The organism is Candidatus Eisenbacteria bacterium (assembly GCA_016235265.1).
Taxonomy (GTDB): Bacteria; Eisenbacteria; RBG-16-71-46; order RBG-16-71-46; family JACRLI01; genus JACRLI01.
Window position 1 is genome coordinate 136376 of record JACRLI010000014.1, and the last position, 14663, is coordinate 151038.

General features: G+C 68.6%; 10 protein-coding genes and 1 riboswitch. Of the genes, 6 read left to right on the plus strand and 4 right to left on the minus strand.

From position 1 onward, the window contains the following. The first annotated feature begins 10 nt into the window (after positions 1–10). From HZB25_07155 to HZB25_07175, 5 genes are all read left to right on the plus strand, one after another. A complete protein-coding gene (locus HZB25_07155) occupies positions 11–1096 on the plus strand; it encodes an ABC transporter permease (GenBank protein ID MBI5837004.1) in 1086 nt (361 codons plus the stop codon). 282 nt (positions 1097–1378) lie between these two features. Further along, the gene (locus HZB25_07160; GenBank protein ID MBI5837005.1) at positions 1379–2152 is read left to right on the plus strand and encodes a PEP-CTERM sorting domain-containing protein; all 774 of its coding nucleotides are present in this window, start codon (positions 1379–1381) and stop codon (positions 2150–2152) included. 179 nt (positions 2153–2331) lie between these two features. Beyond that, positions 2332–2513, plus strand: a riboswitch (cobalamin riboswitch). 214 nt (positions 2514–2727) lie between these two features. Further along, entirely contained in the window at positions 2728–4680 is a 1953-nt protein-coding gene (locus HZB25_07165) for a TonB-dependent receptor (GenBank protein ID MBI5837006.1), read from the plus strand. Positions 4681–4693: 13 nt separating this feature from the next. After that, positions 4694–6106 (plus strand): hypothetical protein, encoded by a 1413-nt coding sequence (locus tag HZB25_07170; protein MBI5837007.1) that lies wholly within the window; start codon positions 4694–4696, stop codon positions 6104–6106. Positions 6107–6275: 169 nt separating this feature from the next. After that, positions 6276–6980 carry a DUF4386 domain-containing protein gene (locus HZB25_07175; GenBank protein ID MBI5837008.1) on the plus strand — a complete coding sequence of 235 codons (705 nt, stop codon included), beginning with the start codon at positions 6276–6278 and terminating at the stop codon, positions 6978–6980. Positions 6981–6999: 19 nt separating this feature from the next. On the opposite strand, the gene HZB25_07180 is transcribed toward HZB25_07175, so the two are convergent. After that, the gene (locus HZB25_07180; protein ID MBI5837009.1) at positions 7000–7560 is read right to left on the minus strand and encodes a methyltransferase domain-containing protein; all 561 of its coding nucleotides are present in this window, start codon (positions 7558–7560) and stop codon (positions 7000–7002) included. Further along, positions 7560–9173, minus strand: a complete 1614-nt coding sequence (locus HZB25_07185; protein ID MBI5837010.1) for a M3 family oligoendopeptidase — start codon at positions 9171–9173, stop codon at positions 7560–7562. Before HZB25_07185 ends, HZB25_07180 begins: the two co-directional genes overlap by 1 nt. A 213-nt stretch (positions 9174–9386) precedes the next feature. On the opposite strand from HZB25_07185, the gene HZB25_07190 reads away from it, so the two are divergent. Further along, positions 9387–10019, plus strand: coding sequence for a PEP-CTERM sorting domain-containing protein (locus HZB25_07190; protein MBI5837011.1), 633 nt, complete (start codon positions 9387–9389; stop codon positions 10017–10019). Between the two features lie 159 nt (positions 10020–10178). On the opposite strand, the gene HZB25_07195 is transcribed toward HZB25_07190, so the two are convergent. Both HZB25_07195 and HZB25_07200 read right to left on the minus strand, forming a co-directional pair. Beyond that, positions 10179–11822 carry a gamma-glutamyltransferase family protein gene (locus tag HZB25_07195; protein MBI5837012.1) on the minus strand — a complete coding sequence of 548 codons (1644 nt, stop codon included), beginning with the start codon at positions 11820–11822 and terminating at the stop codon, positions 10179–10181. Between the two features lie 63 nt (positions 11823–11885). After that, positions 11886–14390, minus strand: coding sequence for a hypothetical protein (locus HZB25_07200; protein ID MBI5837013.1), 2505 nt, complete (start codon positions 14388–14390; stop codon positions 11886–11888). Positions 14391–14663 lie beyond the last annotated feature (273 nt).

The following is a 14663-nucleotide window of genomic DNA, read 5'->3' on the forward strand; positions in this document are numbered from 1 at the left end:
CGTGCGCGAGATGGTGCGCAAGGAATTCCGGCAGCTGTTCCGGGATCCCCGCCTGGCGCGCATGGTGCTGGTGTCGCCGATGATCCAGCTGATCATCTTCGGCTACGCCGTGAGCACCGACATCCGGCACACCAGGACCTTCGTGGTGGACCACGATCACACCCGGGCGTCGCGCGAACTGGTCCGCTCGTTCACCGCGGCGGGCTACTTCAAGATCGTGGGCCGCTCGGAGCGCTCCGCGGACCTGGTGAATGCCATGGACCACGGTTCCGCGACGGTGGGCATCGAGATCCCGCCCGGGTTCGCGCGTGCGCTCACCGCGGGCGGCGAGGGGGCCACGGTGCAGGTGATCCTGGACGGCACCAATTCCAACACCGCCACCGTGGCGCAGGGCTACGCCGAGCGCATCGTGACCGCCTACGGCGCCAGGGTGGCGGGCTCGCGCTTCGTCCCCCCGGTGGACGTGCGCGAGCGCGCGTGGTTCAACCCGGACCTGGCCAGCCGGAACTACAACATCCCCGCGGTGGTGGGCACCATCATCCTGCTGGTGTGCCTGCTGCTGACTTCGCTCGCGGTGGTGCGGGAGCGCGAACTGGGCACGCTGGAGCAGCTGCGGGTGAGCCCGCTCGAGCCCTGGGAGATGATCGCCGGCAAGACCATCCCGTTCGCGCTCATCGGGCTGCTGGACCAGGCGCTGATCCTGGGCGCCGCGGTGCTGTGGTTCCACATCCCGTTCACGGGCGCCCTGGGGCTGCTGCTGCTGGCCAGCCTGTGCTTCCTGATGACCGCGCTGGGGCTGGGGCTGTTCATCTCCTCGATCTCGACGACGCAGCAGGAGGCGTTCATGTCCACGTTCCTGGTGTTCCAGCCCATGATGCTGCTGAGCGGGTTCATGTTCCCGGTGAGCAGCATGCCGGCGGCCTTCCGCTGGTTCACGCTGCTGAACCCGCTGCGTCATTACCTCGAGATCATCCGCGGCATCTTTCTCAAGGGGGCCGGGCTGGACGCGCTGTGGCCGCAATACGGGGCGCTGCTGGCCATGGGCTGCGCCGTGATGTGGCTGGCGACCAACCGGTTCCGCAGGATCTCTGGATAACTCGTTAGACGACAGTCGCTTGTGCCCTCCGGTCCAGGTCCCCCGCCCCACCCACTCAACCCCGAACCCCCGGACACATTCCTCGAAGTACCAGCCTCGGATTCGGCCATGATTGGCCTATCTGATGTTCTCACATGTAAATATCTGTTTCTTCTTATGAACATATTTGGTAAACTACTCTGCGTAGGAAAGGGCCCCGAGCCCATCGCACTGCACCATCCCCGTGCCCACTTCCGCCCACCCCGGTGGCGCGGGAGGCACTGTAAGGAGGCGAGTCCCGACATGACCTCGTGCACGCGCAGACTCTCGGTCGCCGGTCTGTGCCTGGCCCTGGCGGCGTTCGCCGTCCAGCCGTCCGGCGCGACGATCCTCGACCTCACCACGCTGGGCGCCAGCGGCTTCATCGGCAGCGCGTACTTCAAGCAGGTGGAGCACCAGTCCACGGGCAGCGGCGTGATCAACCCGTTCGTGAGGCTGCAGCACTCCGATTGGGAGCAGGGCTTCAACACGGACTATCGCCCGCTCTCCGGGGACCTGGCGCACGTGAACAGCAGCGCCTCGTTCACTCATTCGATCAAGTTCGACGACTTCGGGGTCGTGGACCGTGAGGGCACCCCGTCCATCCGCTTCCTGCTGGACATCAACCAGACGGGCAACTCGCCGATGCTGTCGCTGGACAAGCTCAAGATCTACGCGGCGGACGCGCCGGATATCCACAGCAACTCCTCACTGGCTTCCCTCGGCACGCTGGTGTACGACATGGGCTCGGACAACAAGATCTACCTCGACTACTCGCTGGAGAGCGGCAGCGGCGCCGGGGACATGTTCGCCTACCTGCCACAGAGCCTGGTCCAGCCCTACGCCGGCAAGTACCTGTACCTGTACTCCAAGTTCGGCGCCACCGGCGGGGCCTACGCCACCAACGACGGGTTCGAGGAGTGGGCGAGCATTGACGCCGCCAACGGCACTCCCGCACCGGTCCCCGAGCCCCGGACCCTGATTCTGCTGGGCGGCGGGATGGTCGGCCTCGTGGCCCTGCGCCGACGTCACTCCTGAGTCCGGCATCCCATCAGTGGTTCTCCGCCCGTCCCGCGAGCGCGGGGCGGGCGGTTTCTTTGCGGACCGGTCGCAACTGCCAGGCGGGTGGTCACCCTGCAGCGGCCCCGCTGATGCTCCCTCGCCAGGCGCCCTGTGACCACGCACTCCTTGACTCGCGGCCCCGCAGGGGTCTACCGTTAGCCCTGCCATTCCCGGGTGCCCGGATTTCCGGGTGAAAAGGGAAGGGGGTGCGATTCCCCCACGGTCCCGCCACTGTGATGGGCAAGCGGGTGTCATGAAGCCACTGGCGCCGAGCCGGGAAGGCGACGCCCGCGTCGAGCCCTCAGTCAGGAGACCTGCCCGGGTCTTCGAGGAACGCAGCGGCCTGCCGCGTTCCAGCTGCCCGTGCCATCGGTGAAGCCGGGCGGCTCGATCCGCGGAGATCGAAGGTGTCCTGCTTCCGGCGCTCGCGCGCACCCGGTTCATCCCGTCCACTCATTTCACGTCCGCTGCCTGAGCCCCGCTGCTTCGCCGCGGCGTTCTTCGCGTGCGCATCCCTGGCGTGCGGCCCCGCCGCGGCACGCGCCGCGCCCATGGTCCTCGACACCGTCCGCGTGGTGGCCCCGCGCCCGTCCGACGCGGAGCGGCTGGCGCGCTCGCCGGGATTCTCCACCGCGCTGACGGTGGGCCCCCGAGGCGCCCGGGATGGGGGTGTGGCCGCGGAGCTGCGGCGCGCCCCGGGCCTGCACGTGAGCACCACTGGTGGGCCTGGGGCGTTTGCCACGCTCTCCATCCGCGGCAGCTCGGCGGCCCAGGTAGGCTACTACCTGGACGGCGTGCCGCTGCGCTGGAGCGAGTTCGGCGCGGTGAACCTCAACGACCTGCCCTACGAGAGCCTCGCGCGCATCGAGGTGCACCGCGGGCACGTGCCCTTCGAACTTGGCGCGGGCGCGCCGGGGGGCGCGGTCAACCTGGTGAGCGACACCTCCCGCGCGGTGCGGGCGCGGGCAGCCATGGCGGCGGGCTCGTACGGCGACCGGCAGGAGTCCTTCGGCGCCTCGCTGCTCGCGGCCGGCGCCACGGCCCATTTCGCGCTCTCGCACGAGACCTACCGCGGAGACTTCGCCTACCGCAGCGACAACGGCACGTGGTTCGAAGCGGGAGACGACACCGGCGTGGTCCGCGTCAACAACGACCTGGACCGGTGGCGCGGTTCGCTGCTGGCGACGCGCGGGCGTGTCGCCGTGGGCGCCTACGCCTTCTCCTCCGCGCAGGGCCTGCCGGGACCCGGCTATTTCCAGGCGTACCACTCGCGCTTCCGCTCCTCGGGCGGAGCGGCCCGCGTCCGCGCCCGCCTGTGGGAGCGGGAAAGCGCCGGGCTGCTGAGCGCCGAGGCGTTCTACACCCGCGGCGAAGCGCACTTCGAGGACCCGCGCGGCGAGTTGAAGGTGGGCTACCTGGAATCACGCAGCACCGACCAGGTGCTCGGGGCGCGACTGCACGGCACGCGGAGGCTGGGGCGTGGCGCGGAGCTGGGAGCGGCAATCCAGCAGACGGTGGAGCACTGGGCGCCGGAGTTCGTGCTGCCGAAGCGCACGGCGCGCGGCGCCAACCGATCTTCGGGCGTGCTGGGCGCGCGCGCTTCCCTGCAGCGCGAGCGGCTGGAGGCAACCGCCGGGGCGCGCGCCGAGTGGTGGGCGGACCGCGGTTCCACCATCGACCGCATGGGGCGAGCCACGCCTCCGATGGGTGGCGCGATGGAATCGCGCATCCTGCCCGTGGCGGGCGTCTCGGTGCGCGCTCTGCCCGGGCTGTGGCTCAAGGCGGATGCGGCCGTCTACCAGCGGCTTCCGAGCATGTCGGAACGCTTCGGCGTCGAGGGCTCACAGGTGGGCAACCCCTCGCTGCGCCCGGAGCGCGGCACCAGCCAGGATGCCGGTTTCGCGTGGCGGCTGGCGCGGGGCCCGAGTGCCTTCGAATTGGAAGGCGCGTACTTCTGGGGCACGGTCACCGACGCCATCGTGCCGGAGCAGAACTCGCAGCGGACCGCCATCCCGCAGAACAGCGGTCGGGTGCGCGTGTCGGGGGAGGAACTGCGCGCCCGCGCCGCGCTCGGGGCGCTGGAGGCCGAGGCCTCGGCCACATGGCTTTCCGCCGTGGACAAGTCGGGCGATGTCACCCGCGCGGGCAAGCAACTGCCCGGCCGCCCCGAGTTCGAGGCGTTTGCCCGGGCGATGTGGAATGCCGGCCCTCTGCGTCCCACGCTGCGTGCGCAACACGTGGGCCGCAACTGGCTGGACCGCGCCCACGCGGAGGGCTCGCTGGCCGCTTCGCGCACCCTGTGGGCGCTGGAGCTGGAGGCGCCCATCGAACCCGCCGGCCTGGCCCTGCGCTTCGCGCTCGACAACCTGACCGACCGTCGCGCCTCCGATCTCTTTGGATACCCGCTTCCGGGCCGAACCGCCCGGCTCACTCTCCGATGGACCTCCGCGCCCGGCTCCACCGGGCCCGACGCACCCGCCGGCCGCCGGCCGGAGTTGCCCTGAAAGGAACCGCACCATGCGCACCGCATCCCTGGCCATCCTCTCGATCCTGCTCCTGGGCACGCCGGCCGTGCCGGCCGCGCGGGCCGCGACCCGCGCCCTGGTGGTCACCACCGACTACGGCGTGAGTGGCAGCGCCGCCGACGTGGGCCTGAACTCGCCGTGGACCCTTCACGACAACGTGGCCACCACGGGCAGCGACGCCGTCGTGCGCTGGCACGGAGGTCGCTTTCACGTGGTCAACCGCGCGGGCGGGGACAACATCCAGGTGCTGGACCCGGTGCCCTCGTGGCACATCGTGGTGCAGTTCTCGGTCGGCGCGGGCTCCAATCCGCACGACATCGCGTTCGTCTCAACCACGAAGGCGTACGTGACGCGCTATGACAGCCCCGAACTGTGGGTGGTCAACCCGCAGACCGGCGCGCACACCGGCACCGTCAGTTTCGCGGCCTTCGCCGACGCCGACGGGATTCCCGAGATGGACCAGGCCGCGGTGGTGGGGAAGCGGCTGTTCGTGTCGCTGCAACTGCTCGACCGGGCCAATTTCTACGCGCCGACGGGGCCCGGGAAGGTCGTGGTGATTGACACCGACGCCGACACGGTGCTGGATGCCAATCCCGCGCTGCCCGGAAAGCAGGCGATCCCGCTCACCGGGGCCAACCCCAACACGCCGCTGTTGCTCAACCGCGCCGACGGCCGGCTGTACGTGGGTGAGACGGGGGACTACGGAGTGCTCGACGGGGGCATCGAGGGGATCGACCCGGTGGGCCTCACGGCGGGCGGGTTCGCGGTGCGGGAGGACTCCCTGCATGCGGACATCAACTTGTTCCGGTTCACCTCCGGAACGGAGGGCTACGCCATCGTGTCGGACGCATCGTTCAACACCGCGTTGGTGAGGTTCGATCTCTCCACGCACCGGCGCACGGCGACGATCTACGCGCCCGGCGGGTTCGTGCTGGTGGACGTCAACGTGGACGACGCGGGGCAGGTGTGGGTGGCGGACCGGTCATCGTCCGCGCCGGGGGTGCGGGTCTTCGACGCCGCCAGCGGGGTGCAGAAGACGTCCACACCGGTCAGCACGGGCCTCAAGCCGGGCGGGATCGCGTTCGACCTGGGCACGCCGACGGCGGTGCCCGGGCCGGGACGTCCGGGGGCGCGGCCGCTGACGGTACGGGCACTGGGCGGAGCAGTGTCTGCGGGCGGTGTGGAATTCAGCGTGCGCGGCGGACTGGGTGCGCGCCGGGCCCGGATCGTGGATGTGTCGGGGCGGGTGCTGCGGGCGTGGGGGCTTCCGGCGGGTCCGACGGAGACCACCCTGATCTGGGATGGCGCCGCTTCGGGCGGCGGGTGGGCGGCTTCAGGGGTGTACTGGCTGCGGGTGGAATGCGGCCAGGAGGCCGGGGTGGCGAAGGTCGTCCGGGTGAAGTAGGGGCGCGCCCGGGGCGGGTGCGGGATGCCCGCGCGTTGCTGAAACTCCCCGGCGGGCGGGAGCGTATACTGGTTCGGACTCGCCTGGGACGTTCCGGGCTGCGCGTCACTCATCCCGGTCCGCGGAAACAGCCCCCGCGCGGGAGTCGGCATCCACCCGGAGGCAGGCCGTGAACTCAACCAAGGCGATGGCGCATCGAATCGGCGCACTCTACTTCATCTTCATGATCCTGGGAATCGTCGGCGAGTTCCTGTTTCCGAGATTCATGGTGCCCGGCGACGCCGCTGCCACGGCCCGCAACATCACCGCGGGCGAGCCCACCTACCGCCTCGGGATCCTGCTCGGGATCGCCACCCTGGTGATCTTCATCTTCCTGGTCGCGGGCCTGTACCGGTTGCTCCGGGACGCGAGCCGGTTCCACAGCATGCTCATGGTCCTGCTGGTGTCCACCGGCATCGCGCTCGCGTTCACCAACCTGCTCCTCGAGTTCGTCCCCCTGATGCTCCTGGCCGGCACCGACTACATGTCGGTGTTCACCAAGCCCCAGCTGGATGCCCTGGCGTTGGGCGCGCTCAAGTTGCACGGAGACTGCGCCGGGGTGGTCACCGCCTTCTGGGGACTGTGGCTTCTTCCCTTCGGCATCCTCGTCATCAAGTCCCGCTTCTTCCCCCGGATCCTCGGCGTCCTGCTGATGATCGCGGGCTTGGCGTACATGGTGTCGAGCGTCACAGGGGTGCTCTTCCCGGAGCACAAGCGCATGATATTCCGGCTCCTGATGCCGCTCTACCTCGGGGAGGTGCCGATCATCTTCTGGATGATGATCATGGGAGCGAAGGCACGGCAGGCCGTGACCCCGCCCGCGCCGGCGGGATGAAGGGCGGCCTGGCGCCGCCCTACTTCACCGCCTCCAGGATGATCTCCCCGTGGTACGGCCGGGTCTCCAGGCCGCGCAATTCCGCGCGCCCGCTCTGCCGCCACGCAAGTCGCTGCGCCGCCTCGAACCCCGCCTCCACCAGCATCGCCCGCAGCTCCTTCTCGTCATAGAGGAACTGGTGCCCCCACAGCCGCATGCCCTCGTTCATCATCTGGCAGGGCGTGGCGGGATTCCACTCCATGTCCCGCCACTCGGTGGTGCGGCTCATGAGGTACTCCATCACCATCTTCGCCAGGTCGGGGGTGCTGACGCGCAGCACCCCGCCCGGGACCAGCACCCGGTGACACTCGCGCATCAGGGCCAGGCCCTGCTCGCGGGTGAGGTGCTCCAGGAAGTGCTCCGAGTACACGTGGGTGATGGCGCCGTCCGCCAGGGGCAGGGGCCGGGTGAGGTCGAAGGCGATGGCGCCTTCGCCGGCCTCGAGGTCGAGGTTGGCCCAGCCTTCCATCACGTGCGGGCCGCACCCCAGGTGCAGCTTCGTGTGGCCCGCGAACCGGTCGGCGGCGCCGGCGGAGGCCATCAGCCGGCGTACTCCGCCACGAAGTGCGCCGGGTTGAGACCCTCGCCGGTGCACTTCTCCAGGGTCACTTCCCAGGGATGGCGCGCCCCCAGGGCGAACAGGCCGTTCACGAAGTACTCCCCGACTTCCTTGCGGTTCACCAGCGCTCCGAGCGCGCCGTCGGCGGAGCCCAGGACGCGGCCGGACACGTGGCGCGCCAGCTGGGAGGCCATCATCTCGCCCAGCAGGTAGTTCTGGTAGTACACCGGCGCCACGGCGAGGTGGATCTTGGAGGCCCAGTCGGGCGCGTTGCGGCCCGCGGGGCGCGCCAGCTTCTGGAAGCGCTCCACGTAGTCCCACCAGCGCGAATCGGGAACCCCCTCCGGATCGGCGTACAGGTCGCGCTCGAAGTGGGTCATCACCATCACCCAGCGGGTCAGCAGCATGAACTCGCGGCCCAGGTGGCGGCGCAGCTTCACGCCCAGCGCCCTGGCTTCCGTCGCCGGTACGCCGACGATCTTCTCCAGCCACTCGGGGCAATGGGTGAAGCGCCCGTTCAACATGGCGATGGCCTCGGTGGACAGGATGTGCGCGGGCTCGCGCAACAGGAACGGCAGCCCGCGGTCGCAGTACTTGTCGTACACCGCGTGGCCCAGTTCGTGGAGCAGCGTGCCCATCCACTTCTCGTTGGACTTGAGATTGCACAGCACGCGCACGTCGTCGCGCCGGTCGATGCTCATGCAGAACGCGTGCTGGCACTTGCCGTCGCGCTCGTAGAGATCGGCGCGGGCCAGCAGGTCGTCCACCGGCATTCCCGTGCCGTCGAAGTGGGTCTTCGCCAGGGTCTCGAGCTTCTTCTCCGCGAAGTAGCCGTCCAGCGACACGTCGCTGGGGGGCGCCTCCTGGAAGAAAGGGTCCGCCATGTGCCACGGGCCGACCTCCGAGGGCCGCACGCCGAAGCGCTTCGCCAGGGATTCGTCCAGCTGCTCGCGCCACGCCGTGAACGGCGCGTCGGAGAGCTGCTCCAGCTTCGCGAAGGTGTCGAACAGCCGCGTCTCGTCCAGTTCCTGGAGCTCGAGACCCATCGCGAAGTAGTCGCGGAAGCCCAGGCGCTTCGCCTCGATGTTCCGCCGGCGCGCCAGCTCTCGGATGCCCGCGCAGGTGCGCGTGCCGATCTGCTTGCTGGCCTCCCACGCGGCCCGCCGCGCGCCGTTGTCCGTCTCGTCGCGCAGGATGTCCTTGATCCGGTTGTCCGTGACCGGTGTTCCGTTCAGTTCCGCCCGGAAGTTGTTGAACGTCCCCTCGAGGGCTTTCTGCATCCTGACCAGCTCCTCGATTACCTTGGGGGCCATCTGGTTGCCCAGGTAGGCGCGGTACAGCCGGTCCAGCTGGCGCGCGAGGAGCGGGTCCTCCGGGGTGCCCTGGGACCGGAACGCCTTGAGCTCGGCGAAGTCGGAGGCACTCCCGTAGTGGCGGATGTACTCCGCCTGCAGCCGCGCGCTCAGGGCCTGGTCGTCCTCGCGGCCGGTGGTGTTGGCCTTCCACTCGGCGTCCAGGGCGGCGAAGGCCTTGGGCTCGATGGCCCGGGTGTGGGCGTCAATCCAGGCAGCCAGGGACTGTTGATTGGGGCTCACTCGTCACCTCGTTTGAAGTGTGTGCCGGCGTCGGGCTCAACGACCTCGACCGACTTCGCCCGCCTCGGGCGAGTGCGGGACGCGGCATGCTTGCGGCACGCCCGATGATAATGCATACTTGCAGATGGTAGTAGGGCAACGTGATGGTACTGACGGCGGGGACGGCGGCAGCCCGGCTCACCCGCCTCGAACGCACCAGGAGGAGGAATCGCCATGAAGCAGCTGTGGTTCGTGCTCATGCTCGGAACGCTCCTTGTCGCCGGCCAGGCCGGCGCGATGAACCTGGTCACGAATGGCGGGTTCGAGAATCCGGTGGTGCCGCCCGGCAGTCCGTACCTCATTGACGTCACGCCTTTTGGCTGGACCGGCACCGGGGACATTGCCGTGCAGGGCTATGCCGGAGCCGTGTCGAGCGGTGATGGAAACCAGTGGTTCGACCTCAATCCGGGGGTGGGAACGGGATCCGGCATCTCGCAGGATGTCTTCCTGACCGCCGGCACGGCCTACGAATTCTCGTTCCTCTTCAACGGCGGCGGCGGGGGTTCGACAACGGAGATCTCCTACTTCCTGGGGTCAGGCTCGGGAACCGTCCTGTCCGGAGTCGTTTCGACGGCGGGGATGGACGTGTACGGCGGCACGCTGTGGAGGGGCCTCGGGGCCACGTTCATTCCTCCCACCAGCGAGGTGCGGACGCTCAGGTTCCTTCCGAATGGCGCCTATTCGGGTGGTTTCATTGACAAGGTGGAACTGCTGGAGCCCTCGGCCGCCATTCCGGAGCCGGCCACCCTGCTCCTCTTCGGAACCGCGCTGGCAGGCCTGGCGAAGTCGAGGCGCAGAGGGAAATAGAGCCACCCGGCTCGGCAGGGAACGGCGACTACGAACATGAAGGCAGGGCCAGGCTGGCCCTGCCTTCGCTGTTGGCTCCTCCGGCCGTGGCTCTGCCGCCGGGTTCCCGTGTCCCCGGCCTGGCGGGGTGGAATCGGCTCGCGGGCTCGCGCACACGTGTCAGTATCCGATCGCGAGCCCGTCCTTGCGCGGATCGCTGCCGCCTTCGAGTGTCCCATTGTCGCGCCGCATGCGGATGATCTGCCCGCCGCCGAAGCCGCCCATCAGCGTGTCGTCGTGCTCGACGCGGTGTCCGAATGCCCGCAGCGCGTCGGCGCTGGTGCCCGGCACGAGCGACTCCAGAAGCACGCGGCCTTCCTCCACGCGGAACCGGGGGAGCTCCAGCACCCGCTGGACGTCGAGGTCGAAGTCCAGCATCCCCGTCACCACCTGCAGGTGGCCCTGTGGCTGCATCGGCCCGCCCATCACGCCGAAGACGGCCAGCGGGCCGGGGCTGTCCGTGGCGTCAGGTGGGGCGTCGAAGAGCATGGCGGGGATGATGGTATGGAATGGCCGCTTGCCCGGCGCCAGTTCGTTCGGGTGGCCCGGCTCGAGGGTGAAGCCGGCGCCGCGATTCTGCAGCGCCATGCCGGTGCCGGGGACCACCACGCCGGATCCGAATCCATAATACAGGCTCTGTATGAAGCTCACGCAGTCGCGCCTGCCGTCCACCGCGCACAGGTACACGGTGTTGTCGCCGCGCGGAATGCCGGCGGTGGGCATCTTGAGCGCCTGTTCGGGCTGGATCAGCGCGCGCCGCGTGGCGCTGTAGGTCTCGGAGACCAGTTCGGCCACCGGCACCGCCGCCATGGCCGGATCGCCGATGAAGCGGTGCGCGTCGGCGAACGCCAGGCGCATGGCCTCGATCTCCACGTGCAACGCCGCCTGCGACAGCGCGCCCATGCCGCGCAGGTCGAAGCCCTCGCACACGCGCAGCGCCAGCAGCGCCGCCAGGCCCTGTCCGTTGGGCGGGCACTCCACCACGTAGTGGCCGCGGTAGGGCGCCCACAGCGGGGTCACCCACTCCGGCTTGTGTCCGGCCAGGTCCTCCGCTTCCACGAAGCCGCCCTGCTTCGCGCACTCCGCGGCGATGGCCTCGGCCATCACGCCATGGTAGAAGGCCTTCGCGCCGCCCTTGGCGATGCGCTTGAGCGAGGCGGCCAGGTCCGGGTTGCGAAAGACCTCGCCGGCGCGCGGCGCGCGGCCGCCGGGCAGATACACGCGCGCGGCCTCGGGATTGGCGCGGAGCTTCTCGGTGAGCTTCTCCCAGCTGGCGGCGATCAGCTCGGTGACGGGAAAGCCGCGTTCGGCGGTCTCCATGGCCGGCGCCAGGCAGCGGTCCAGCTTCCAGGTGCCGCACTTCTCCAACAGCGCGGCCCAGCCGGACACGGCCCCCGGCACGCTGATGGACCGCCCGCCGGTCAGAGGCACGCGGTCCAACCCCTGCGCGCGCAGCGCGGCGGCGGTGGCCTTCGAACCGGCCCGGCCGCTGGCGTTGAGCGCGCGGAGCTTGCGGTCGGCGGCGCTCCAGTGGATGGCGAAAGCGTCGCCGCCGATTCCGGTGGACATCGGCTCCACCACGCACAGCATGGCGGCCATGGTGACGATGGCGTCCGCGGCGTTGCCGCCCTCGCGCAGCGCGCGCAGCCCCTCGACGGCGGCCAGCGGCTGCGAGCAGGCCACCATGCCCTCGGAGGCGCGGGCCACCGAGCGGCGGGCGTAGAAGGGCAGGGCTTCTTCGGGGGTGCTCGTGTGGATGGGCATGGCAGGCAACCTAGCACGCCCCCGCCTTGGGGGGAAGGCGGGGGCGGGGCAAAGGCCTGGGCGCTACTGCAGGATCATGACTTTCAGTGATCGATCTACGCCGGGGGCCGTGAATTGGAGGAAATACACTCCGGCGGCGATCCGGCGTCCCACGGCGGTCGCCCCGCTCGCGGGGATGGTGATGGTCTCGCCGGGTTGCAGGTGGGACTCGAACAGATTCGCCACATGGCGGCCCTGCGCGTCGAGCAGTGTCAGCTTGGCCGTGCCTGGAACCGCGCCCATGCTCAGTCTGAATTCGGGAAGGCGCCCGCTTGCCCTGGGGTGGCCCCCGGCCAGGCTCAGGCAGCCACGCGGATCAACTTCCGCCGCAGCCTGGCCCGGGCCTGCCCCCATCTCACGTAGCCGGCCAGGTATGCCGGGGCTGCCACCGCCCGAGATCCCGCCAACGACGGGAAACGGCACATCGTATTCCACGATGTAGCCCAAGTTGAACTCAGAGTTGGCGGGCTCATCGTTCCAGCTTCCGGCAGTCCATGTGATCATGGACTCTAGGAAATCCGAGTTCGGACTGTCGTTGTTGGGTTCACCAAAGGCGAACAGGGAGTAGATGAACGGCTCCCGGGTCACCCACTGCCAGCCACCCCGCGGCTCAAGGTAGTATCTCGATTCATGGTTCTGGAAGCCACCCAACCACATTCCCATCTTGTTTCCAGGCACGCTCGGGCCAAACACGAAACTGTTCTCGCCCGCTGTGGTGATGGTGACCAGGTGGCCCGGAACGCACTTGTACACGCGCTTTGCGGCCGCGATCCTGGCCTCCTCCCAGGTCGTGTGTCCTTGAACGGCTTCGTAGTAGTGTCCCGTCCATGGATAGTAGACAGGCGAGATCGCGTTGATGGAGAAGTTCTGGTCACTCGAGTCACTCGATGACTTCCCTGTCTGGTCCCATGCTGTGATGCGCATCACGCCGGTCGAGGTCGTGACGTTTGGTACCTGCCAGGCCAACTCGGTGGTGCCGGATGTCGAGCCGGCCGGAACGAAGGTCGCCCCGCCGTCGACTGAGAACTCGAGATCCACCCGTGACACCCCGACATCGTCGCTGGTCGTCCAGCGGACAGTGGTGATGCAATCCCCAGCGAGGACTTCACCGCCGTTGGGTGTGGTGAGGTGGACCGTTGGCGGCACCCTGTCGAGGCGGATGGAGAAGTTCGCGTCGCTGACGTCGGATGCGGCGTTTCCGGCAGCGTCCCAGGCCGTGATCCGGATCCTGCCCGACTCCGTGGTGTCACTGGGAAAGTTCCAGGAGTAGGGCGAAGTTGACGCCGCTCCGAGCGCGATCGCGCTGTAGGATGCCCCGCCGTCTGAAGAGAACTCGATGTCAACGGACGTAACGCCCTGGTTGTCCGTCGCGGACCAGTGAATCGGAAACGAAACGCCGGCGGCGAGTATCTCACCGCCATTCGGCACGGAAAGCTGCACCCAGGGCGGGACCCTTTCAGGCCTGATCGGGAAGGTCGCGCTGGACTCGTTTCCCGCGGCATCCCGGATCCGAAGTCGCAGCAGACCCCCCGTGGGGGGGACGGGGGGATTCACGATGGACGCCCCGCCGGTATCGTGGAACCAGCCGGCGATCGGTATGTAGCTCATGCCGCCATCAAGGGAGTAATCAACTTTTGCAGAACGCGGAGATGAAGGGTCTGATGCCTGCCACGTCATGGCAACCGCCTCACCCGCGTAGACGCTGTCGCCCGAGGCAGGAACAGTCGTCTGCAGGCTCGGTGGTGTGACGTCTGGGCCCAGACCCGCACAGGCTCCGCCGATGCCGGAGATGTAGCAGGTCGTGCTCACGTCCGAAAAGCACACGTTTCCGGAGCCCAGCCTTCCGGACGGAATGTAGTTTGCGCCGCCGCCCGCGGTCAGACTATTCGTGCCGGCGAGATCCGTGCCATCGTCGTTCAGGCGCCAATATCCGATCAGGCCGGGCGAGAAAGGGGAGATCTCGGATCCGTATGAGGCCGCAATCTCGGCGGCGGTCCGGGCATGGTCCCAGACTCGGAGCTCGTCGACCTGTCCGTCCATCGGATTGCCATAGTCGATGCTCTGCCCGACTACCATTCCGCCGCCGCCCACATTCACCGTAACGCTGCCCACGGTCTTCGAAGTGTCGAGTACGCCATCAACGTAGATTCGCATCACCTGACCGTCGTAGGTAGTGGCGAAGTGGTGAAACGTGCCGTCGTCAATCCTGGTGCGGGAGGCGAGTTCGTGGCGTGACCACCGGTCATGTGTCAGCCCGAATCCCAGGGAGCCCTTGGGGCAGGAACTGCACTTGCAGACGTACCATTGCCACACTTCCATGGGATCGGTGTGCGAGCCCACTGGCTCGCTGGTGGCGATCACGATGCGTGGGTCGTATCCGGGAAGGGAGCGCATCTGGACCCAGGCCTCGATGGTGATGCCGCCAGGCCCGACATTGTAGCTGGCTGGCGCGGAGCCCTGGAGGTAGCTCAAGGCGAAGGTGGATTCGACCCAGGCGGGGATCATCCAGGCGAGGAGCAGGATGACCATCGGGAGTCGCGGGAGGCACGAAGCCCGCGGCCGGCTCTGCGCCTTGGTTCGTTGCCGTGCAAAGCGCACGGAAGAACTCGGTGGGACGGCCTGACAGTCCGGCGGCAACGCGGCCATGACGCCTCCTTATGATGTGGGGGCGATGCGAGGCGCCGGTGCCGTGACGGGGACCGGGACCTCGTCCGCACTGAATAGGGAATGTCCCGAACTCGTCCAGGATGGGTTGTTCGGAACTATGTGAGCACTCCGAGCGGTTTCACCGATCGGCGGGAG